We start from the raw sequence: 20,751 nt of genomic DNA, 5'->3' as shown, positions 1-20,751 counted from the left end.
CTTCGGTCAGTCGTTCCGGCCGGTCAGCCGACGGTCCACTTCTGGTTGGCTCCGCCCGAGCACGTCCAGATCTGGAGCCGTGTGCCGTTGGCGGAGTTGTTACCCGTCACGTCCAGGCACTTGTCGGCCTGTGGGTTCACGATGTCGCCTGCCGCGGTGACCACCCAGCGTTGATTGGCCCCGCCCCCGCAGTCCCAGAGCTGCACGGTCGAACCGTCCGCGGTGCCGTTGCCCGTGACGTCCAGGCACTTGCCCAGCGCCCTGATCGAGCCGTCGGAGGCCACGGTCCACTGCTGGGCGGCGGAGCTGTTGCAGTCGTAGAGCTGAACGGGCGTGCCGTTGGCGGAACTTGCCCCGGCCACATCGACGCACTTGCCCGCGAGCCCCCGGATGGGCACACCGCCACCGGAGCCGTCGCTCGTCGTCACCTTCACCTCGTCCACGACGAGTTGCTGGGGGAACGAGGTCGAGCCGTCCGGGTCGCCCGGCCAGTAGCCGCCCACCGCGAGGTTGAGGATCAGGAAGAACGGCTTGTTGAACACCCACTGCCTGCCGCCCAGATCGGCGGGGGTGCGGCGCTGGTAGACGTTGCCGTCCACGGACCAGGTGACCGCGTCGGGGCTCCAGTCGACGGCGAAGGTGTGGAAGGCGTCCGCGAATGCCTGGCCGCCGGGCAGCGAGTAGGCGGCGCCGATGCCGCCCGAGCCGGAGTAGCCGGGGCCGTGCAGGGTGCCGTGGACCGTCGAGGGCTCGTAGCCGACGTTCTCCATGACGTCGATCTCGCCCGAGTTCGGCCAGCCGACCTGCCCGATGTCGTTGCCGAGCATCCAGAAGGCGGGCCACATGCCCTGCCCGCGCGGCACCTTCAGCCGGGCCTCGACCCGGCCGTACGTCGTCGTGAACCTGCCCGCCGTGTTGAGGCGGGCCGAGGTGTACTCACAACGGCCGTACCAGCACTGGTAGTTGTTCGGGTTCTCGCGGCGGGCCGTGATCACCAGGTGGCCCTGGCCGTCCAGGGCCGCGTTGTTGGCACCGGACGTGTAGTACTGCCGCTCGTGGTTGTTGACGTTGTCGCCGGTCTCGATCTGCCATTTCGAGGAGTTGACGCCCGAACCGGCGGGACCGTCGAAGGTGTCCGAGAACGTCACGGCCGCGGCGGCCTTCGGCTCGGGGGCCGCTTTCCCGGTGGTGGTCCGCCCCGCGTCCGCCTGTGCGGGCAGGACCGCGGCGGATGCGAGGAGCACGGCGGACAGGGTGGCGAGGAGGCATCTGCGGAGCAGGCGTGGCGAGTCCACGACTCTCCCTTCCGTACGGCGATCCCTGTGGGGGATGGGTGCCGACTGAGGTGGGGGGTGCGTGCTTCGACTCTTGATTTAAGAGGTGAGGTAAGGGAGCGTCAAGACTTTGGTACATACCATTCGTTCACGACTTGACGCTTGCCCTCACGCCCACACGCCTTGAAGCCCCCGTGCCCCTCGCTCCAGGATCCGTGCGTTCACACCTTCGAGCCTTCACACCTTCGAGCCTTCACGCCTTCAGGCCTTCACGCCTCCAAGTTCTTGCGGCGGCGCTTGCGCGGATGTACCGCGCGGTTCAGCCGCCGGCCGAGGAGCAGGTAACCGACCAGCGCCCCGCTGGTGTTGAGGATGACGTCGTCGACGTCGAAGGCACGCCCGGTGATCACCGCCCCCTGCACGAGCTCGACCATCATCATCACGGCCGCCGTCAGGAGGAGTACGCGCAGGATCCCGCGCACCTTGGGGACCAGTACGGGCAGCAGCACCCCGAAGGGGATGCCGAGGAGGAGGTTGCCGCCGATCTGCCTGAACGCGTCGCGCAGTTCGGGCTGGTCCAGATAGGCGCGCAGGGAACGGCCCGGATGCAGGTTGCTGTGCGTCAGGGCCTCCGAGGCCGGCGACGGCTGCAACGTGATCCGGGCCAGCGCGGCGGCGAAGGCCACCATGGCCGCGAACGCGACGAGCATGACCAGGAACCGTACGACAAAGGGAAGTGGCCGTCGTTCACCCGGAGCCCCCGACGAGGGGGGATCGGACTTGGGGGCGGGGGAGCGCGACTTCTTGGTGCGAGGGCTGGCTTTCTTGGCGCCGGAATGAGATGTGGAGCGGAGGCGTAGTGCGGTGCGGGGACGTGACACTGCGCGGGCCATTCAACCCTCCAGTTTTCAACTGTCGTTCGATGACGGGCGAGTACCCCCGAAGGGGCCGAGGATGCCGAGGACATGTGTGCCGGGCCCGAGCCGCCGATCGCCCCGGCTTCCTGCGTGGTGCCGGGGCGATCGGTGTGTTCGAGCCGGAGAGGCGACGGTCGCGTCGACGAGCGTGCGCGAGGCCGAGGTCGTGGGCCGGAGTCATGGGTCGAGGCTCATGACGGGAAGCTCATGACCCGTACGTCACCTTCACCTCCTTGAAGCCCAGGGAGCCCAGCAGCCCCTTGAGCATGCCGGTGGTGTTCTCCTCGGCGCGGGCGGTCAGCTCGGTCTTCTTCGCGGCGTCACCGATGTGCCGGGCGGCGAGCCGCTGGACGGCCCGCTCGTCGTTCGGGTTGTCCGAGAAGACGTCGCCGAGCCGGTCGAGGAGGCCGCGCTGCTTGGAGACGGCGTAGGACTGATCGGGGTCGAGTGCGGGCTTGCCCAGGGCGGCGTGCGGGAGCCTGAGCGTGGCCGATGTGCGGTCCTTGTTGACCTTCACATCCTCGTCGCGGATCTTTCCGAGGTCGACGTAGGCGTCCACGGTGCCCGCGCCCACGTACAGGGTTCGGGTGCCGCGGACCGCGTCCGGGAGGTACTTGGTGTCCTTCTCCAGATCCACCACCACCTGGAAGTTGCCCGAGGCGGCGTCGTAACGGCTCATGTCCTGAATGGACTTGAGGAGTGTGGGTCCTGTCCGGTCGTGGGTTTCCTCGCGGAACACGTCACGCAGGCCGGGCAGCAGGCTCAGCTGCAGTCCGGCACCGAGTATCACCAGAACCAGCACGACCGCGCTCAGGATCTTGGCCCATCCGGGCATGCGCTTCAGGGACGTCGTCATGTGGCCGCCCTCCTTCCTCCTTCCTAGTGCCCCTCAAATCCCCGGCCAGACAGGCGTGTTGACCGAATGGTCGACCGCGTCATGACCCCGGTGACCGTCTGGTGCGAGGGTTGTTGCCCGGGGCGCACCACGAGCAACGGACGGTCGCACGAGGCACCTTCCGGCTCTTCGCCCTCAGGCGTCGCGTGAGCCTTCACGATTCCTGGCACGCTCACATCACCCGGGTGATCAGGAGGGCTTCCAGCGGCCAAGGCCAGGTCCGAGCGGACCGAGCCGCACGTCAACATGACGGTGGGTGCCGGTCAGGGCACCAAGATCCTCAAGTGGCGGCGCGCTGTCATAAGGACTCGGAGGCGGCCTCGGGCCGGCCGAGGGCCTCGTCCATGCTCGACAGCGGAGGCAGCACGTCGTCGAGGCCGGTCACGTGCAGGATGCGCAAGGTCAGCGGGTGGGTGCAGATCAGGTGCAGCTGCCCGCCCCGGGCGAGGACCCGGCGCCGGGCGCGGTACAGCAGGCGCAGGCCCGAGCAGTCGAAGAACTCGATGTGCCGCAGGTCGAGCACGACCTGCGCTGCCGGGTGTCCGGTGGCCGCGTCCAGGGCCGGGACGATGTCCAGCGCCGCGATGATGTCGATCTCTCCGTGGAACTCCAGCACGGTGTGCCCGCGGTCGTGGTGGACGCGCAGATGAGGAGTGAACGGCGCGGAGTCGTTGCGCACGACGACATCACCTCCAACAGGGTCACCGGGGACCAGGGTGACGTCGTTCCGTGGGCGTAGACGCGGCCGTGTGTGGTTTGGCGGCCGCCAAACCGTTCCCCACTCAGCAAGTTACCCCCGATGGGGTGAATCTCAGCATGTTCGATTGACATATGTCTTCGATTTAAAGGACGTGTCGCCCGTCAGTTTCAGGACAGCGACTGCCACGCCTTCGACAGCGCCTGCCGGAACTGGTCCGTCTGGTGTGCCGTGAGATCCCGGACCATGCGCTCCTCCAGCTCCCGCACGGGCTCGGCGTGCCGAGCGAGCACATTGCGGCCAGACTCGGTGAGGAGGATGAGCAGCTCGCGGCGGTTGCGGGGATTGCGCTCGCGTCGTACGAGGCCGCGGGTCTCCAGGGCCCGGATCACATCGGCCACGGACTGCGCGGTCACGAACGAGTCGCGTGCGAGCTGTGCCGCGGACAGGCCGTCGTGCCGCTCCAGGACGGTGAGCGAGGTGTACTGCAGAGCTGTGACCCCCGTGGGCTTCAGCAACTCGTCGAGGCGGGACCGCACGACGAGCTCCACCTGCTTGACCATGTACAGGAGCGAGGGGGGTGCCTTGGTGACGACCATGTGTTGAGCGTAAAGCATTGACAGGAAACCTGTCTGTAAAGAGACTGCGAACCAACAGGAATCCTGTTGGTTGAAATCTTGGCGATCAAGGCTGAGGAGTGGGCAATGACGACCACCTTCGAGAGCGGGCCCGGGCGGCTGTTCATCGGTGGACAGTGGCGCGAGGCGGCCGACGGAGCACGTACGGACGTGTTCGATCCGTCCACAGGTCAGGTGGTCACGACGGTCGCGGAGGCCTCCGCCACCGACGTCGACACGGCCGTACGCGCCGCGCGGGACGCGTTCGACAACGGACCGTGGGCCACGATGAGCGGTCGCGACCGCGGCCGGGTGCTGCACCGCGTCGCCGAACTGATCCGGGAGAACGCGGACGACATCGCGGCCCTGGAGAGCCAGGACGTCGGCAAGCCGATCACGCTGTGCCACGCCGTCGACGTGACGAACGCGGCGAACGACTACGAGTACTTCGCCTCCCTCGCCTGGACCCTGGACGGCGCGACCCGGGACACCCCGCTCAACGGCCTCGCCTACACCAAGCCCGGCCCGATCGGTGTCGTCGCCGCGATCACGCCCTTCAACTTCCCGCTGATCCTCGCGGGCTCGAAGATCGCCCCGGCGCTCGCGGCCGGCAACACGGTCGTGCACAAGCCGGCCGAGGAGACCCCGCTCAGCGCCCTCTACATGGCAGGCCTGCTCCAGAGGGCGGGCGTCCCGGACGGTGTCTACAACGTCGTCACCGGCACGGGACCGGTCGCGGGCGAGGCGCTCCTGCGCAACCCCGGCGTCGACAAGATCGCCTTCACCGGGTCGACCGCGGTCGGCCGGCACGCGGCGAGCGTCGCCGGCGAGGGCCTGAAGTCGGTCACCATGGAGCTCGGCGGCAACGCGGCACACATCGTCTTCGAGGACGCCGACGTCGAGAAGGCCATCGGCGCGGTCATCAAGGGCTTCGTCTTCAACACCGGCCAGTTCTGCATGGGCGGCCCGCGCCTGCTCGTCGCGCGCCCGCTCTACAACACCGTGGTCGGCATCCTCGCCGACGCCGTCCCCGGCGTACCGGTCGGCGACCCCCGGCAGCCCGAGACCGTCGTCGGGCCGATGGCGGGGGAGAGGCACCTGAAGAAGGTCGAGGAGTACGTCGAACTGGCCCGCAAGGAGGGCGGCCGCATCGTGTGCGGCGGCGAGCGCCTCGACCTGAACGGCGGCTTCTACTACAAGCCCACGGTCATCGCGGGCCTGTCCAACGACTCCCGGGTGATCCAGGAGGAGATCTTCGGCCCGGTCCTGACCGTGCAGCCCTTCGACTCCGAGGACGAGGCCGTCGAGCTGGCCAACTCCACGCCGTACGGCCTGGCTTCGGGTCTGCAGACCACCGACCTCGCCCGTGCGCACCGCGTCGCCGACCGGCTCCAGGCGGGCATCGTGTGGGTCAACGACTGGGCGATGCTCGACCCCGCGGTGCCCTTCGGAGGCGTCAAGGCCTCCGGCTTCGGCCGCGAGTACGGGCCCGAGGCGCTCGCCTCCTACACCAAGGTCAAGTCCGTCGTCATCTCGTTCGACTGAGCGCCCCGCAGTCAGAGCACACCTTCAACTCACCCCTCACTCAAGGGAGTTCGCAGATGTCCACCACCACTCGCGCGGCCGTGGTCGAGTCCGGGGGCGCGCCCTTCACCCTCGCCGACGTGGAGCTCGACGAGCCCCGCGCCCATGAGGTCCTGGTCCGCATAGTGGCCGCGGGACTGTGTCACACGGACCTCGGTGTCGCGAGCGGCGGCCTGCCGTTCCCGCTGCCCGGCGTACTGGGCCACGAGGGCGCCGGGATCGTCGAGGCCGTCGGCCCGGACGTCGCGGGCGTCGAGCCCGGCGACCACGTCGTGCTGTCCTTCACCTCCTGCGGCTCCTGCCGCAACTGCCGCGACGGCCACCCGGCGTACTGCGCCACCTGGCTGCCGCTGAACCTCCTCGGCGGCCGCCGCGCCGACGGCTCCGCCACCATCAGCCGTGACGGGGCCCCGCTCGGCGGCCACTTCTTCGGCCAGTCCTCCTTCGCCGAGCGGGCGCTGGTGGACGAGCGCAGCCTCGTCAAGGTCGACAGGGACATCCCGCTGGAGTCCCTCGCGCCGCTGGGCTGCGGCGTACAGACAGGAGTGGGCGCGGTCTGGAACGTCCTTGAACCCCGTACGGGGGACACGATCGTGATCCTCGGCGCCGGCGCGGTCGGTCTGTCGGCGGTGATGGCCGCGGCGCTGACGCCCGCGACCACCGTGATCGCCATCGACAAGGTCGTCGAACGGCTGGAACTGGCAAGGGAGTTGGGCGCCACCCACACGGTGAACGCCAACGAGGCGGACATCGTCGAGGCGGTCCAGCTGATCACGAGCGGGGCGGGGGCCGACGGGGTCGTCGAGACCACCGGCAACGTCATCGTCCTGCGTAAGGGCGTGGACGCGCTCGCCGCCCGCGGTACGGCGGTGATCGTCGGCGCCCCGCCGTTCGGTTCCGAGGTCGCCCTGGACGTCAACGGAATGCTCGGCGGCAAGCGGCTGGTGGGCCTGACCCTCGGCGACCAGGAGACCCAGACCGCGATCCCGGCCCTGGTCAAACTGGTCCGCGAGGGCCGACTGCCCCTGGAGCGGCTGATCAGCACCTACGCGTTCGAGGACATCGGCCAGGCCGTCCAGGACATGAGCGCGGGCAAGACGATCAAGCCGGTACTGACGTTCACCTGAGCACCCCGTAAGGGGCGCGGGGAACTGCGCGACCAGCCACAGCCGGCCCGCAGCTCAACACCACCTGTGGTACCCGCGCCCCACAAGGTGCTACCGAACCTGAAGAACGAGCTTCCCCACGGTCCGCCCGGTGTCGCCCAGCGCATGCGCCTTCGCGGCCTCGGCCAACGGAAACACCTCGGCAACCGTGGCACGCAGCTTCCCCGCGGCGACAAGCTCGGCGATCGCCCGCATCCCGCCCTGATCGGCCTCCACGAGCAGCTCCACCGCCCGCACACCGAGCCCCCGCGCCTCCTCGGCGAGCGCCGGTGACCCGGACGGCAGGATCGACACCAGTAGCCCGCCAGGCCGAAGGGTCCTGAGCGACCGCGACCGGTAGTCGCCCCCGATCGTGTCCAGCACGACATCGACGTCCCGCAGGACCTCGGCGAAGTCGGTCTCGCGATAGTCGACCGTCTCATCGACGCCCAGGCTCCGCAGGAACTCGTGCTTGCCCGCGCTGGCCGTACCGATCACATGGGCGCCCCGCTCCTTGGCGATCTGCACGGCGAGATGTCCCACTCCGCCGGCCGCCGCGTGGATCAGCACCCGCTGCCCCGGCCGGACGTCCGCCGTGTCGACCAGTGCCTGCCAGGCGGTCAGCGCGGCCAGCGGAATCGCGCCCGCCTGCGTGTGGTCGACCTCGGCCGGCTTGTGTGCGAAGGCCCGTGCGGGACCGGTGACGTACTCGGCGTGCGCCCCCACGCCGTACGGGTACGGCAGCATGCCGAAGACCTCGTCGCCCGGCTTGTGGAGGGTGACGCCGAGGCCGATCGCCTCGACGACCCCGGACACGTCCCAGCCGAGGACGAACGGCGGCTTCCCGAGGAAGCCGCCGTTCGCCCGGTGCTTCCAGTCGGTCGGGTTGAGGCCCGCCGCGTGCACCCGGATCAGCACCTCGCTCGGCCCGGGCCCCGGGATCTCCCGCTCCACTTCCTTGAGGACCTCGGGACCGCCGAGGACGTCCTGACTGATCGCGCGCATCGTGTTCTCAGTGCTCATGCGCTCCAGCCTGCCGGGCCACGACAACTGAGGAAATGGCAAGATTGCCATTGTTCGATAGGATCGTGCCATGCTGCTTCAGACGTCCTGCGGGGAGCGCCCCGACCCGACTGAGAACTCCCGGCACGGGGAGTACGACGGACCCGTGGAGCGGGTCGTCGTCCTGGCCCTGGACGGGGTCTACCCCTTCGAACTCGGCATCCCGAACCGGGTCTTCGGCTCGGCCGAGGGCCGGTACGAGATCCTGACCTGCACGGTCGACGGGCAGCCGGTGCGCAGCAGCTCGGACTTCTCGATCACCGTCGAACACGGCCCGGAAGCGCTGCGTACGGCCGACACCGTGGTCATCCCGCCGTTCGCCCTGTCGCGGATCAGCGCCGATCTCCCCGAGGCGGTGACCGCCGCGCTGGCGGCCATCCGGCCGGACGCCCGGATCGTATCCATCTGCACGGGGGCCTTCGTCCTGGCGGCGGCGGGGATGCTCGCCGGACGCCGGGCGACCACGCACTGGCAGCTGGCCCCGCTGTTCCGGAAGATGTTCCCGGACGTGGACCTGGACGCCGATGTGCTGTTCGTCGACGAGGACGCGATCCTCACCTCGGCGGGAGCCGCGTCCGGTGTGGACGTCTGCCTGCATCTCGTGCGCAAGGACCACGGCAGCGAGCTGGCCAACCGGGTGGCGCGGTCCTGCGTGGTGCCGCCGTGGCGGGACGGCGGTCAGGCCCAGTACATCGAGCAGCCCGTGCCCGAACCCTCGGCCGCGGGCACCTCGGCCACCCGCCAGTGGGCCCTGGAACGCCTCGGCGAGCCGCTGACCCTGGCCGATCTGGCCGCCCATGCCCGGATGAGCCTGCGTACGTTCGCCCGCCGGTTCAACGACGAGGTCGGGATGAGCCCCGGCCGCTGGCTCATCCAGCAACGCGTCGTCCGCGCACGGCAGTTGCTCGAAGCCAGCGATCTGCCGGTGGACCAGATCGCCGGCGAGGTCGGCTTCGCGACCGGCACATCGCTCCGGCAGCATCTGCACGCGGCGATAGGCGTCTCACCACAGGCCTACCGGCGTACGTTCCAGGCGGCCCGGCAGGGCTGAAGGGCGACGAACTCCGCCTGAACGTCCTGCGGGGCTCGTGCGTCGGAGGAGGGACACGCCGACACGGCAGGCAGGGGGCGTCATGCGGGGGATGAGGGCGGGCGGACTGGCGGTGGCGGGCATCGCGACGGTCGCGACACTCGTGACAGTGCTGGTGGAGAGCGAGAAGGGGCACACCGACGGAGGGCTCATCGCGGGCGGGCCCGCTTCGACCACGCCCTACGCCGGACCGCTGCGCGTGCCGCACAAGGAGTACGACGAGGACAGCCAACGGGCGACCGAGGCGGAGTCGGGTGCGGCGGGGCTGGCCCTGGAGTGCGAGGGGGACATCCACTCGGGCGGGTTCGGGGGCAACTGGAGCAAGGGGGACGGCGGTTCGACCCCGGCGGAAGGGCTCCGGGCGTACTTCGACATCGAGCAGCCGGACGTTCCGAGGTCCGGCTACCGCGTGGAGCGTGACGACGGGGACCGTGTGCTGTTCTCGTACGACGTCGGGGGTCTGACCAAGGTGGCCGTCGTCGTCGCCAAGGACCAGCCGAACAGGCCCGGTTGGGGCCCGGAGACGACCGCCTCGTGCGACCCGGCCGAGTTCCCCGAGAGCTTCACCGACGACCAGGGCTACGAGGTCTGGACCGACGCGCGCGGACGTCGGCTGCCGGTCACCACCATCAGCAGTTCCCAGGGTTCGGAGCACTGTGACTGGCAGTCGGCCCATTTCCTCGCTCTCGGCCAGGGCGCGAAGCGCGCGCTGTACGCCCGTGATCCCGAGGGCGTGCTGTCCGGGCTGCTCACGGCTCCGTACGACGGCGATGTCACCCTGCCCGACGGTGCGCGCGACACCGGCTACCGCCACGGCGAGCGGGAGCTGTGGCTGACGGCCGACAGGAAGAAGGCGTACGTCCGCACGTCCCACGGGGTGGAGGCGTGGCCGGCGGTGAAGAAGGGGATGGGCTGCGGCTGACGTCCTACCGGCCGGTGTCCCAGCGGGTCGCGTGCAGCGCCACGAGCAGCCGCCACACCTTGTGGGCGATCTCCTCAGGAGTGGCATCGAGGAGCCCGTGCAGCCAGTCGGCGAGGACGCCCGCGAAGGTCGCGGCGACGGCGGAGGCGATGAGAGGGGCCTCCGGCGCACCGACGAGTTCACGCTCGGCGAGGCTGCGGGCGCGCAGATCCTGGTGGAGCACGCGGCCGAGTGGCCCACCGCCACCCGGGCTCAACAGGGCGCGGTAGAGCGGGGCATGAGGGGGCAGGCCCGCGAAGAACGTGAGCAGGGCGTCCGGCGCCGACCTGGGGTCCGGCCTGCCCCGCCAGGCGTGCAGGGCGTCCACGGCGTCCCGTACGACATCGGCGCAGGCGTCGACGGCCAGTGCCTCCAGGTCGGCGTAGTGCAGATAGAACGTGGCCCGGCCGACCCCGGCCGCGCGCACCAGTGCCGCGACACTGACCTCCGCGAGCGGCCGTCGGGCGCACTCGTCGAGGAGGGCCCGGCGCAGCTTGGCCCGGGTGCGCTCGGCCCTGGGGTCGGCCCTGGGGGCGGAGCTCACCGGGCGACGAGGACGGCGGCCAGGGCGAGCGCGCCGGGCAGGGCCTGCGCGAAGAGGATGCGACGGTTCGCGGTGACGGTTCCGTACACACCCGCGACGATCACGCATGCCAGGAAGAAGACCTGTACGCGGAAGCCCGTGGGGTCGTCGGCGATCAGTCCCCAGACGAGGCCGGCCGCGAGAAAGCCGTTGTAGAGCCCCTGGTTGGCGGCGAGTGCGGCGGTGGCCCGCGCCATCTCGGGGTCGAACCCGTGCAGCCCGCGCCCCGGCTTCTTCTCCCACAGGAACATCTCCAGAACCAGGATGTACGCGTGAAGGGCGGCGACGAGGCCGACCAGCACGTTCGCGAGTGTCTGCATGGGGGGTGGGCTCCTTCAAAGGGATTTCCTGGACAGGTGTCCACTATACATGGACAGCCGTCCAGGAAATCCGCGCGTCGACGAACGCCGGCCGGTGGCACTGTCAGACCCGGCCACTACCGTCCTGTCCCATGAGTGACCACCACGACCAGCCAGTCGTACGCCGGGCCCGCACCGAGGACATCCCGGCGCTCGTCGCCTCCAGCGCGGCCCTGTTCGCCGAGGACGCGGGCACCCGGGACGCGACCGTCGACATCAACTGGCCCCTCGCACAAGGCGCGGAGAGATTCGCCGCGGGCATTGACGATCCGGCCCGGCTGTCGCTCGTGGCCGAGCACGACGGGGAGGTCATGGGCCACCTCGTGGGCACGGTCGCGGAGGGCTCGGCCATGCGCCCGGCGAAGACAGCCACCCTGCACAGCCTGTACGTGCGCCCGGCCCACCGCGGCACCCTGACGGGAGCGCGGCTCGTGGCGGCCTTCCTCGACTGGGCACGGGAACAGGGCGCCCAGCTGGCGGAGGTGACGGCGTACGCGGCCAACGCGGACGCGATCCGGTTCTACGAGCGCAACGGCTTCGGACCGCACACGCTTACCCTCGGCCAGCCGCTGTGATGGTCGCCTTCGGTGAGTCGCCATGACGGTCACCCTCGGCCGGTCCCTGTGACCCTCACCGTGCCCGGGCCGCCCTCCGGAGCTTGAGCGCCCGCAGTGCAAGCTGCATCTCGAACTGGGTGGTGGGGTCGTGGAGCCGGTCGCCGAACAACTCGTCGAGCTGACGCATGCGGTAGCGGACCGTCTGCGGATGGACGGCGAGACGGGCGGCCACCTCGCTCGCGTTGTGGCCGCATTCGAGCCAGCTGAGGAGCGTCTCCGCGAGGCGCTCGCGCTGGGGCAGCCGGATCGTGTCCAGCGGGCGCAGATGCCGGTCGGCCATCGCCTCCACCAGCGCCTCGTCGCGGAACAGCATCAGCGTGGCCAGATGGTCCCGGCAGCGCACCATCCGCGTGTCCGGCAGCACGCCCCGCCGGGCCAGATCGAGCGCTTCAACCGCCCATCGCAGCGACCTCGCACCCTCCTGGAGTGCGACGCTCGGCCCCATGACGGCCCGTAGGCCCTGCAGCGCACCGGCGACGGCGCGCGCCCTTCCCGGGCCCTCCGGATCGGGCACCACCAGCACGGCCGGGCGCACATCGAACCTCGCCAGGAACTCCGGTGGCACGATGGGCGGTTGGACAGCCCCGGCCTGCGCCCCGTGATCGATGACGACCACGGCCAGCGAGCGAGGCACGGGCCACTGCGCGGTGTGCGCGAGGTCGGTGATGGCCGCGACCGACGCGGGCGGGTCCACGATCAGCAGATCGATCAGCCGCGTACGCCGCTGCTGCAGCTCACCGGCCGCGTGCAGCCGCGCCTCCGTGTAGCCGGCCGTCGTCGCGGCCGCCATCTCGTCCAGGTGCAGGAACAGTGCCTCGCCGAACGCGGCCAGCACATGACGCGGCAGCAGATCGGCGTCGACCAGCGCGTTGATCCGGCGCCATGTCACCCGCGCACCGAGCCGCAGCGCCGACTGGAACGCGTCGAGACTGCGCCCCTCGTCCGCCTCGCCCCGGCCGATGCGCTGATACGTGGCCGTCACCGGCTCCCAGTCGGTGTCGGGCTTCGCCATCCGCTCCAGGAACCCCTGCAGCGCGTGCTCCACGCCCTGGTGCACGACCTGCATGTACGTGTCGTCCGTCGGCCGCGCGTACTCCGGGATCTCGGTTCTGATCGCCCGTACGATTTCTTCGGTGATGTCGTCGAAGAACGGTCTGAGATGGTCGTGCAGACCCGAAGGGAACGCCTTGAACGGGCCGTGGGCCTCCTCGGCCCGCCCTGTGGCGTTCGTGGCCTCGATCTTCTCCAGAATGCGGAATCCGGTCACGCAGCGACTCCTTCTGCGCACGGGAAGTGGGGCACGGTGACGATACCCGCACAGATTCTGCCCAGCTTCATCGGCGACTGACAGACCTGCGCCGAGGGCTTGTCACTTCATGACAAGGGGAATCCTGCTCCTGCTCCGTGCCACCACCCGCCGATGACGACCACGACGACGCAGCGTCACCAGCGTCACGAACGCTCCCGCGAGTACGCAGCACGCCGCGAGCCGGAGACCGAGGTCGTAGCCCTCCAGGAACGCGTCGCGCGGATCGGCGCCGGAGCGCAGCTCGGAACTCTCACGCCGGGTGAGCACCACGCCCACCAGGACCACTCCGAACACACCGGAGACCTCGCGTGCCGCGCTCACCAGACCGGTCGCCATCCCCATCCCGGTTTCCGGGACTTGAACGAGACTGCGCACGGTCAGGGGAGTGGTGAACGCGGAACCCCAGCCGATCAGCAGCAGCCCCGGCTGCAGATCCCAGAAGCCGGCCCGCGCACCCGCGCCCGAGACGTACAGCAGACCGACCGCCACCAGGCAGAGGCCACCCGCGATCGAGACATGCGCGCCCAGCGCACGGGCCGCCCGCTCGGCCATCGGCGTCCCCAGCAGCAGCGCGCCCGCCAGCGGCAGAAACGCCAGCCCCGCCCCGGTCGGCGAGAAGCCGAGCACCCGCTGGAGATAGAGGGCCGTGAAGAAGAACACGCCGTTGACGCCGATGCCCCACAGCACCTGCGCGACGATCCCGCCGGTGAGGAACCGGTCGCGCAGCAGCGGCAGTTCGACGAGCGGCCGGGCGGTCCGCGCCTCCACGACGACGAACACACAGGCGGCGACCGCCGAAACCCCCAGGCACAGCGGTACGGGCGCGGTGCCGAACCCGTGCTCCTGACCGCGCACCAGACCGTAGGTGAGCAGATAGAGCGCGAGCACGGACAGCAGCACGCCGGGCAGATCGAGACCGCCGCGCCGGGGCGCGGACCGGCCGGGCACGGCCGGCATCAGCAACAGCGCGATCAGCCCGAACGGGACGTTGAGCGCGAACACCCAGCCCCAGCCCCACCGTTGGGTGACGAAGCCGCCCACCACGGGACCCAGGGCCAGCGCCACGGCCAGTGCCGCCGTCCACAGGCCGACGGCCGTCGAGCGCAGCCGCGCGGGCAGGTCGACCGCGATGACGGCGAGCGAGGCCGGGATGACCAGCGCGGCCCCGACCCCCTGCACCGTACGGGCCGCGATCAGGGTGCCTCCGCTGTCCGCGAGGGCGGCCGCCGCCGACGCGGCCGTGAACACCAGGATCCCGGCGGCCAGCACGGGTCTGCGCCCGAACAGGTCGGTCAGCCGCCCGCCGGGCAGCAGCAGCGCGCCGAAACTGAGCACATAGCTGGCCGCGACCCATTCCAGGTCCGGCACCGTCAGGCCCAGTTCGCGCTGCACGGTCGGCAGGGCCACATTGATGACCGTGTTGTCGAGCGTCGTGATGAACCCGGTCAGCGTGAGCAGGGAGAACAGCGCGAACAGCCGTGCACGTGCCACAGGACGCTCCTTCCGCCGTCGCACGGATTGTCGGCGGCGCAGAGCCGCCCGGGCTCTGGCCCACGGCATGGAATCCACGGCACGCCTTTGTCAGCGAACTGACAGAACGCGGCAGACGAACTGTCAGCACGTCGTCTAACCCACCCCTCGCCCGGAGGCGGAACCTGGGGCACCGCCCCGAGCGGACGCACTCGTCCCCCTCGCCCCCTCGCTCTCACTCAACTCGCGCCGCAGCCGACCCAGTTGGAGCCCCCCATGACCTCCGTCCGGCCCGCCGCCGCATCCGCCTCGCTCACGGACCACCTGAGGCACTGGGCCAGACACCGGCCGCAGCAACGAGCCTTCAGCCACGTCGACTTCCCCGACAGCGCCCCCACCGGAATGCACCGGGCCCTCGGGTGGCGTGCCCTCGACGCCAGGGCCCGAGCCGTCGCCGACCGACTGGTCCAGATCGCCTCCCCCGGCGAACGCGCCGCCCTCGTCATGCCCCAGGGGCTCGACTACGCGGCCGGTTTCCTCGGCTGCCTGTACGCCCGCGTCATCGCGGTACCCCTCTTCGGGCCCCAACTCCCCGGCCACGAAGGGAGGCTGGCGGCCGTCCTGGCCGACTGCGAACCGGCCTGTCTGCTCAGCGACTCCGCAACGGCCCACGCGACCGGCGAGTTCATCCGCGGGCGCGGTCTGCCGCAGGTCCCGGTGGTTCCCATCGACCAACTCCCCGTCCAGCGCGGCGGATTCATCGACACGGGCGACCCCCCGGCGGCCCCCGAGCCGGACGACATCGCGTACCTCCAGTACACCTCCGGCTCCACCCGCAGCCCGGCCGGCGTGATGATCAGCCACGCCAACGTCGTCGCCAACGCCCGGCAGGCCATCGACGCGTTCATCGCCGACCCGGACGCCGCCACCTCGGTCGGCTGGCTGCCCCTCTTCCACGACATGGGCCTCGTCCTCAGCATCGCCGCGCCCGTCGTGGGCGGTTTCCCGTCCGTCCTCATGGACCCCTCGGCCTTCCTCCAGGACCCCGCCCGCTGGCTGCGCCTCCTCGGCTCGTACGAGGGCACCGTCAGCGCCGCCCCGAACTTCGCGTACGACTACTGCGTGGCCCGCACCGCCCCCGCGCTCGTCGACGAACTCCGGCTGGACCGCGTACGGGTGCTCATCAACGGCAGCGAACCGGTGCGCGCCGGCACGGTGGACCGCTTCCACGCGACGTTCGCCCCCGCCGGGCTCGACCCGGCCGCGCACTGTCCCGCGTACGGCCTGGCCGAGGCCACCGTGTTCGTGACGGCGAGCTCCCGGGACGAACCGTCCTCGGCCGTCCACTGCGACGCCGACGCGCTCACGGAGGGGCGGATCGAGGAGACGTCGGACGAGGAGGCGGCCGTGCTCGTCCCGTGCGGGACGCCCGTCGGGCAGGAGCTGCGGATCGTCGGCCGCGACGGTGCGGTACTGCCGCAAGGGCTGGTCGGCGAGATCCAGTTGCGCGGCCCCAACATCGGACTCGGCTACTGGAAGCGCGCCGGACTCACCGCCGAGACCTTCGGCTTCGGCGCCGCCGAGGACTGGCTGCGCACCGGTGACCTCGGCGCGCTGCACGACGGGCGGCTTCTCGTCACCGGCCGCCTCAAGGACGTACTCATCGTGGACGGGCGCAACCACTACCCCCAGGACATCGAGGAGACCGTACAGACGGCCGTGGCCCTGATCCGCCGGGACCACCTCGCCGCGTTCGGAGTGACCCGGGCGGACGAGGCGGGCGAGGATCTCGTCGTGGTCGCGGAGCACCGGCGCGACGTCGATCCGACGCCGGAGGACACACGGAGCGCCGAACGGGCGGTGCGCGCCGCGATCTCCGCCCGTCACGGACTGCGCCTCGGCTCACTGCGGCTCGTACCGCCGGGCTCCGTCCCCCGCACGAGCAGCGGCAAGGTGTCCCGAGGGGCAGCCCGGGCGCGCTTCCTCGACGGCGGGTTCGGGCCGCGATGAACGTGTCACGCAGGGAGATCCGCGAGCTGGTCGCCGGGCGGCTCCAGGAGTGGTACGGGGTCAGCTCGGGCCAGCTCCCCGACGACAGGCCGCTGGCGGAGGTGGGACTCACCTCCCGAGACGCGGTGGCGCTGACCGCCGAACTGAGCGAACTGGCCGGGAGACGCCTGCCGGACACGCTGCTGTGGGAGGCACCGACGATCGACGCACTGGTGAGACGGCTGAGGGAGACCGCGCCCCATCAGGGGCGCGAGGCGGTGACACATACGGCCCCGCCGCCGCGTGGGCGCGATCAACCACAGACGCCCGGGACTCTCCACACCGCACCGATCCCCGTCGCCGTGGTCGGCCTCGGCTGCCGCTTCCCCGGCGGAGTCACGTCCCCCGACGCCTACTGGCGGCTCCTCACCGAAGGCCGCGACGCCGTCGGCATGCTTCCGCCCGGCCGCTGGGACCCCTTCGTACGGGATCCGCAGCGGCTGCCGGACGACGTCACCCGGCACGGCGCCTTCCTCGGCGGACTCGACGACATCGCCGGCTTCGACGCCGAGTTCTTCGGCATCCCCGCCCACGAGGCGACCGCCATGGACCCCCAGCACCGCATGCTCCTCGAAGTCACCAGGGAGGCCCTCGACCACGCGGCCCTCGCCGTGCCCACACTCGCGGGCACCCGCACCGGTGTCTTCGTGGGCATCAGCGGCAACGAGTACGCGCACCTCACGACCGCCGACCTCCACGCCGTGGACGCCTGGACCGCCACCGGCGCGTCCATGAGCATCGCCGCGGGCCGCCTGTCGTACGCCCTCGACCTGCGCGGCCCAAGTCTCGCCGTCGACACGGCGTGCTCGTCGTCGCTGGTCGCGGTGCACCACGCCGTACGCAGCCTGGTGACGGGCGAGAGCGACACGGCGCTCGCCGCAGGCGTGAACCTGCTGCTGACCCCCGCCGTCACCCTCGGCTTCCAGCGCGCCGGCGCCCTCGCCCCGGACGGCCGCTGCAAGGCCTTCGACGCGGCGGCCGACGGGATCGTACGCGGCGAGGGCTGCGGAGCCGTCGTACTGAAACGGCTCACGGACGCCGAACGCGACGGCGACCGCGTCCTGGCGGTGATCCACGCGACGGCCGTCAACTCCGACGGCCGCTCCAACGGGCTGACCGCCCCCAACGCCGAAGCCCAGTGCGCCCTCCTGGCCGAGGCGCACACCGCCCCGGCGACCGTGGACTACGTGGAGGCGCACGGCACGGGCACCGCCCTCGGCGACCCCATCGAGGCGAGCGCCCTCGGCGCCGTGCTCGGCCGCGACCGCTCCCTGGACCAGCCACTCCTGATCGGCTCCGCCAAGACGAACCTCGGCCACCTGGAAGCGGCCGCCGGTATCGCGGGCCTGATCAAGACCGTGCTCGCCCTGCACCACGGCGAGATCCCCGCCCACCTGCACTTCACCCGCCCCGGCCCGCACGCCGACCTCGACGCGCTCGGCCTGCGTGTGGTCGGCTCGCCCGAACCTTGGCCCCGCTACTCGGGCACGGCCACCGCGGGCGTCTCGGCCTTCGGCTTCGGCGGTACGAACGCCCATGTCGTCCTCGCCGAACACCGCCCGGCAGCCAGGGCGAAGGCTCCAGCCGGGCGCCCCGCGCTGCTCCTGCTCGACGGCCCGACCAAGGACCGTGTACGCGCTCATGCGGGCGAGTTGGCGGGCTGGCTGGGCACCTCCGACGGCCGGCGCGTACGTGACGCCGACCTCGCCCGCACCCTCGCGGGGCGCACCGGCCGTGGCCGCCATCGCGCGGCTCTCGTCACCCGCGACCGCACCGAGACCCTCACCGCACTCGGCCGCCTCGCGGTGGGCGACCCCTCCCCGCGGCTGGTCATGGGGGAAGGCAGGCCGGGCGGGCCCGGACCCATGGTGTGGGTCTTCTCCGGCTACGGCTCGCAGTGGCCCGGCATGGGCAGCCAACTCCTCGCGACGGAACCGGTGTTCGCCGCCGCCGTCGACCGGCTGGAACCCCTGGTGCGCTACCACGCGGGGCTCTCCCTGCGCGCCGGACTCGGGCCCGACGCCGACCTCTCGACCCCCGCGACCGTCATGCCCGTGCTCTACGGCATCCAGGTCGCCCTCGCCGAACTGTGGCGCTCGTACGGCGTCGAACCCGATGCCGTCATCGGCCACTCCCTGGGCGAGATCGCGGCGGCCGTCGTGTCGGGCGCGCTGGACCAGGCCACCGGCGCCCGGATCGTCGCCGTACGCTCCCGGCTGCTGGACCGGCTGACCGGCGGAGCCATGGCGGTCGTGGAGCTGCCCGCGTCCGAAATTCCGTTGCTGACAAGGGAGTTCGGCACACTGGAAGTGGCCGTGCACTCCTCGCCCAGGCAGAGTGTGGTCACGGGCTCGGCCGAGGACGTGGCCGGGCTGGTCGCCCGGGTGACCGAGAACGGCGGCTTCGCCCGTTCGCTGGGCGTGTCGGGAGCGGGCCACTCGCCCGAAGTCGAGCCGCTGCTCCCGGAGTTCGCGTGGGAACTGGGCGAGGTAAGGCACTCCGCCCCCCGCTGCCGCCGCTACTCCACCGCGCTCGGCGATCCCCGCGAGACCGTGCCCTGCGACACGGAGTACTGGGCGGCCAACCTGCGCAACCCCGTCCGGTTCGCACAGGCGGTGCGCGCCGCCGCCGAGGACGGCCACCGCGTCTTCGTCGAAGTCGCCCCGCACGCCACGCAGTTGCATCCGCTGACCGACACCCTGCGCGACGCCGGCGCCGGGGACGCGCTGATCGTTCCCACGCTGCGGCGCGACACCGACGACGCGCTCACCTTCCGTACGTCGCTGGCCACGCTGCTCGTCCACGGCGTACGGGTGGCCCAGCCGCGGGAGGGCCTGCACCCCGAGGGCCGCATCGTGGACGTCCCGCCGCCCCGCTGGCGGCACCGCCGCTTCTGGGCGGGGGAGGAGCCGTCCGAGGAACCGCCCAGAGCGGAGCCTCTCGACCCGGCCGCAGGTCCCCTCGAACGGCTTCGGCTGTGCGTGGCAGCGGTCATGGGCTACAGCCCCGAACGCCTCGACCCCGACACCCCGTTGACCGACCTCGGACTGGACTCCCTCACGGCGGTGCGGATAAAGGCCGCGGTGGAGCGGGAGTTCGGCGTCGAGGTAGAGCCGGGGGTCCTGCTCAGACGCGGGACGCTGAGGGCCGTGGCCGAGCTGCTGGAGACAGGGGGAGAGGCGGACACGGTCGGTGACCAGGGACGGCAGGCGACGCCCGGCGATCCGAACGAGCGCGGGACGGCGGTCGGTTCCGCCGCCGACACGCCCGCACGAGGAGAGACCGCGCCCCGGCCCGACGCCCCGACCCCTCTCCGCGCGTTCCCGGGAACCGGCCCCGGCACCCCCCTCTTCCTGGCCCACGCCGCGGGCGGATCCGCCGATGTCTACGCCCGACTGGCCCAACGCCTCGACGGCGACCGCCCGGTGTACGGCTTCGACCGGCAGCCCGACCCCGACGACGTGCCGGGACGGGCCGAGGAGTTCGCCCGGAGGATACGAGAGGAGTTGCCCAAAGGCCCCTGGATCCTTGGTGGTTGGTCCTACGGCGGGCTGGTGGCGCAGGAGGCGGTCCGGCTTCTCGGCCCGCACGGCAGGGTCCCCGCCCTAGTCCTGCTCGACTCGGTCCTGCCCCTGCCCACCCGCCTCACCACGACCGACCTGGCCCTGCGGCACTTCCGGGACTTCGCCGCGTACGTGGAACGCACCTACGGCACCGCGCTCGACCTGCCGTACGAGGAACTCGCCGGGCTCGACGACGCGGGACGGATCGACCTCGTCATCAAGGTGCTGCGAGACACCGTCGACCTGCCGGAAGCGGTCCTCGAACACCAGCGGAGCTCCTACCTGGACCTGCGCAGCGGTGAGCGCCACCGGCCCGGCCGGTACGCGGGCCGCACCCTGCTCTACCGGGCGAGCGAGACCGCCCCGCACACCGTCCACGACCCCCGTTACGAACGCGGCGACGCGACGCTCGGCTGGGACGCGCACTGCACCGACCTGACCGTCGTCCCGTTGCCCGGCCACCATCTGTCGCTCCTCGACCCCCCGGTCGTCGACACACTGGCCGCACTGCTGACACGCGATCTGCGGGACTCCTGAAGGGACTTGCCCCATGACTCGT

The 20,751-nt window shown here is 71.2% G+C and carries 17 protein-coding genes; 7 read left to right on the top strand and 10 right to left on the bottom strand.

Features of this window, described 5'->3' with window-relative positions; all coding sequences use genetic code 11:
* Nucleotides 1-23 precede the first annotated feature (23 nt).
* The 5 genes from ACH4YP_RS00520 to ACH4YP_RS00500 all read right to left on the bottom strand — a co-directional run bounded on the left by ACH4YP_RS00520 (nucleotide 24) and on the right by ACH4YP_RS00500 (nucleotide 4,382).
* Nucleotides 24-1,295, bottom strand: coding sequence for a ricin-type beta-trefoil lectin domain protein (locus ACH4YP_RS00520; protein ID WP_361052607.1), 1,272 nt, complete (start codon nucleotides 1,293-1,295; stop codon nucleotides 24-26).
* A 248-nt stretch (nucleotides 1,296-1,543) separates the two neighbouring features.
* Nucleotides 1,544-2,167, bottom strand: coding sequence for a VanZ family protein (locus tag ACH4YP_RS00515; RefSeq protein ID WP_398488684.1), 624 nt, complete (start codon nucleotides 2,165-2,167; stop codon nucleotides 1,544-1,546).
* A 229-nt stretch (nucleotides 2,168-2,396) separates the two neighbouring features.
* Nucleotides 2,397-3,047: a DUF4230 domain-containing protein gene (locus tag ACH4YP_RS00510; protein WP_266758159.1), complete on the bottom strand. Its 651-nt coding sequence runs from the start codon at nucleotides 3,045-3,047 to the stop codon at nucleotides 2,397-2,399.
* Nucleotides 3,048-3,384: 337 nt separating this feature from the next.
* Nucleotides 3,385-3,765, bottom strand: coding sequence for an anti-sigma factor antagonist (locus ACH4YP_RS00505; RefSeq protein WP_398488683.1), 381 nt, complete (start codon nucleotides 3,763-3,765; stop codon nucleotides 3,385-3,387).
* 188 nt (nucleotides 3,766-3,953) lie between these two features.
* The gene (locus ACH4YP_RS00500; RefSeq protein ID WP_398488682.1) at nucleotides 3,954-4,382 is read right to left on the bottom strand and encodes a MarR family winged helix-turn-helix transcriptional regulator; all 429 of its coding nucleotides are present in this window, start codon (nucleotides 4,380-4,382) and stop codon (nucleotides 3,954-3,956) included.
* 105 nt (nucleotides 4,383-4,487) lie between these two features.
* Here ACH4YP_RS00500 and ACH4YP_RS00495 point away from each other — a divergent pair, with 105 nt between their 5' ends.
* Both ACH4YP_RS00495 and ACH4YP_RS00490 read left to right on the top strand, forming a co-directional pair.
* The gene (locus ACH4YP_RS00495) at nucleotides 4,488-5,945 is read left to right on the top strand and encodes an aldehyde dehydrogenase family protein (RefSeq protein ID WP_398488681.1); all 1,458 of its coding nucleotides are present in this window, start codon (nucleotides 4,488-4,490) and stop codon (nucleotides 5,943-5,945) included.
* A 56-nt stretch (nucleotides 5,946-6,001) separates the two neighbouring features.
* On the top strand, nucleotides 6,002-7,111 hold the full coding sequence (locus ACH4YP_RS00490; RefSeq protein ID WP_361052622.1) for an NAD(P)-dependent alcohol dehydrogenase: 1,110 nt from the start codon (nucleotides 6,002-6,004) through the stop codon (nucleotides 7,109-7,111).
* A gap of 90 nt (nucleotides 7,112-7,201) precedes the next feature.
* On the opposite strand, the gene ACH4YP_RS00485 is transcribed toward ACH4YP_RS00490, so the two are convergent.
* On the bottom strand, nucleotides 7,202-8,152 hold the full coding sequence (locus ACH4YP_RS00485; RefSeq protein WP_361052625.1) for an NADP-dependent oxidoreductase: 951 nt from the start codon (nucleotides 8,150-8,152) through the stop codon (nucleotides 7,202-7,204).
* 70 nt (nucleotides 8,153-8,222) lie between these two features.
* Here ACH4YP_RS00485 and ACH4YP_RS00480 point away from each other — a divergent pair, with 70 nt between their 5' ends.
* Together ACH4YP_RS00480 and ACH4YP_RS00475 are read left to right on the top strand one after the other, a co-directional pair.
* A complete protein-coding gene (locus tag ACH4YP_RS00480; protein WP_398488680.1) occupies nucleotides 8,223-9,242 on the top strand; it encodes a GlxA family transcriptional regulator in 1,020 nt (339 codons plus the stop codon).
* 91 nt (nucleotides 9,243-9,333) lie between these two features.
* Complete coding sequence (locus tag ACH4YP_RS00475; RefSeq protein ID WP_398489425.1) at nucleotides 9,334-10,203, top strand: hypothetical protein; 870 nt, start codon at nucleotides 9,334-9,336, stop codon at nucleotides 10,201-10,203.
* 4 nt (nucleotides 10,204-10,207) lie between these two features.
* On the opposite strand, the gene ACH4YP_RS00470 is transcribed toward ACH4YP_RS00475, so the two are convergent.
* Together ACH4YP_RS00470 and ACH4YP_RS00465 are read right to left on the bottom strand one after the other, a co-directional pair.
* On the bottom strand, nucleotides 10,208-10,786 hold the full coding sequence (locus tag ACH4YP_RS00470) for a TetR/AcrR family transcriptional regulator (RefSeq protein ID WP_398488679.1): 579 nt from the start codon (nucleotides 10,784-10,786) through the stop codon (nucleotides 10,208-10,210).
* Nucleotides 10,783-11,145, bottom strand: coding sequence for a DUF1304 domain-containing protein (locus ACH4YP_RS00465; RefSeq protein ID WP_189844178.1), 363 nt, complete (start codon nucleotides 11,143-11,145; stop codon nucleotides 10,783-10,785). Before ACH4YP_RS00465 ends, ACH4YP_RS00470 begins: the two co-directional genes overlap by 4 nt.
* A gap of 131 nt (nucleotides 11,146-11,276) precedes the next feature.
* On the opposite strand from ACH4YP_RS00465, the gene ACH4YP_RS00460 reads away from it, so the two are divergent.
* The gene (locus ACH4YP_RS00460) at nucleotides 11,277-11,759 is read left to right on the top strand and encodes a GNAT family N-acetyltransferase (RefSeq protein WP_361052635.1); all 483 of its coding nucleotides are present in this window, start codon (nucleotides 11,277-11,279) and stop codon (nucleotides 11,757-11,759) included.
* Between the two features lie 55 nt (nucleotides 11,760-11,814).
* On the opposite strand, the gene ACH4YP_RS00455 is transcribed toward ACH4YP_RS00460, so the two are convergent.
* Nucleotides 11,815-13,068, bottom strand: a complete 1,254-nt coding sequence (locus tag ACH4YP_RS00455; RefSeq protein ID WP_361052638.1) for a helix-turn-helix domain-containing protein — start codon at nucleotides 13,066-13,068, stop codon at nucleotides 11,815-11,817.
* Between the two features lie 102 nt (nucleotides 13,069-13,170).
* Complete coding sequence (locus tag ACH4YP_RS00450; RefSeq protein WP_398488678.1) at nucleotides 13,171-14,601, bottom strand: MFS transporter; 1,431 nt, start codon at nucleotides 14,599-14,601, stop codon at nucleotides 13,171-13,173.
* A 255-nt stretch (nucleotides 14,602-14,856) separates the two neighbouring features.
* Between ACH4YP_RS00450 and ACH4YP_RS00445 the strand changes: the two genes are divergently transcribed.
* Together ACH4YP_RS00445 and ACH4YP_RS00440 are read left to right on the top strand one after the other, a co-directional pair.
* Complete coding sequence (locus ACH4YP_RS00445) at nucleotides 14,857-16,590, top strand: fatty acyl-AMP ligase (RefSeq protein WP_361052644.1); 1,734 nt, start codon at nucleotides 14,857-14,859, stop codon at nucleotides 16,588-16,590.
* Nucleotides 16,587-20,729: an alpha/beta fold hydrolase gene (locus ACH4YP_RS00440; protein ID WP_398488677.1), complete on the top strand. Its 4,143-nt coding sequence runs from the start codon at nucleotides 16,587-16,589 to the stop codon at nucleotides 20,727-20,729. Before ACH4YP_RS00445 ends, ACH4YP_RS00440 begins: the two co-directional genes overlap by 4 nt.
* Nucleotides 20,730-20,751: the final 22 nt, after the last annotated feature.

It is taken from the genome of Streptomyces sp. NPDC020747 (assembly GCF_044334695.1).
Lineage (GTDB): Bacteria > Actinomycetota > Actinomycetes > Streptomycetales > Streptomycetaceae > Streptomyces.
This window is presented reverse-complemented; position numbering and strand designations above follow the sequence as displayed.

Coding starts and splice junctions, on each gene's coding strand:
- ACH4YP_RS00515 (WP_398488684.1), bottom strand. CDS start 2,167: ATGGCCCGCGCAGTGTCACGTCCCCGCACCGCACTACGCCTCCGCTCC.
- ACH4YP_RS00510 (WP_266758159.1), bottom strand. CDS start 3,047: ATGACGACGTCCCTGAAGCGCATGCCCGGATGGGCCAAGATCCTGAGC.
- ACH4YP_RS00500 (WP_398488682.1), bottom strand. CDS start 4,382: ATGGTCGTCACCAAGGCACCCCCCTCGCTCCTGTACATGGTCAAGCAG.
- ACH4YP_RS00495 (WP_398488681.1), top strand. CDS start 4,488: ATGACGACCACCTTCGAGAGCGGGCCCGGGCGGCTGTTCATCGGTGGA.
- ACH4YP_RS00490 (WP_361052622.1), top strand. CDS start 6,002: ATGTCCACCACCACTCGCGCGGCCGTGGTCGAGTCCGGGGGCGCGCCC.
- ACH4YP_RS00485 (WP_361052625.1), bottom strand. CDS start 8,152: ATGAGCACTGAGAACACGATGCGCGCGATCAGTCAGGACGTCCTCGGC.
- ACH4YP_RS00480 (WP_398488680.1), top strand. CDS start 8,223: ATGCTGCTTCAGACGTCCTGCGGGGAGCGCCCCGACCCGACTGAGAAC.
- ACH4YP_RS00475 (WP_398489425.1), top strand. CDS start 9,334: ATGAGGGCGGGCGGACTGGCGGTGGCGGGCATCGCGACGGTCGCGACA.
- ACH4YP_RS00465 (WP_189844178.1), bottom strand. CDS start 11,145: ATGCAGACACTCGCGAACGTGCTGGTCGGCCTCGTCGCCGCCCTTCAC.
- ACH4YP_RS00460 (WP_361052635.1), top strand. CDS start 11,277: ATGAGTGACCACCACGACCAGCCAGTCGTACGCCGGGCCCGCACCGAG.
- ACH4YP_RS00445 (WP_361052644.1), top strand. CDS start 14,857: ATGACCTCCGTCCGGCCCGCCGCCGCATCCGCCTCGCTCACGGACCAC.
- ACH4YP_RS00440 (WP_398488677.1), top strand. CDS start 16,587: ATGAACGTGTCACGCAGGGAGATCCGCGAGCTGGTCGCCGGGCGGCTC.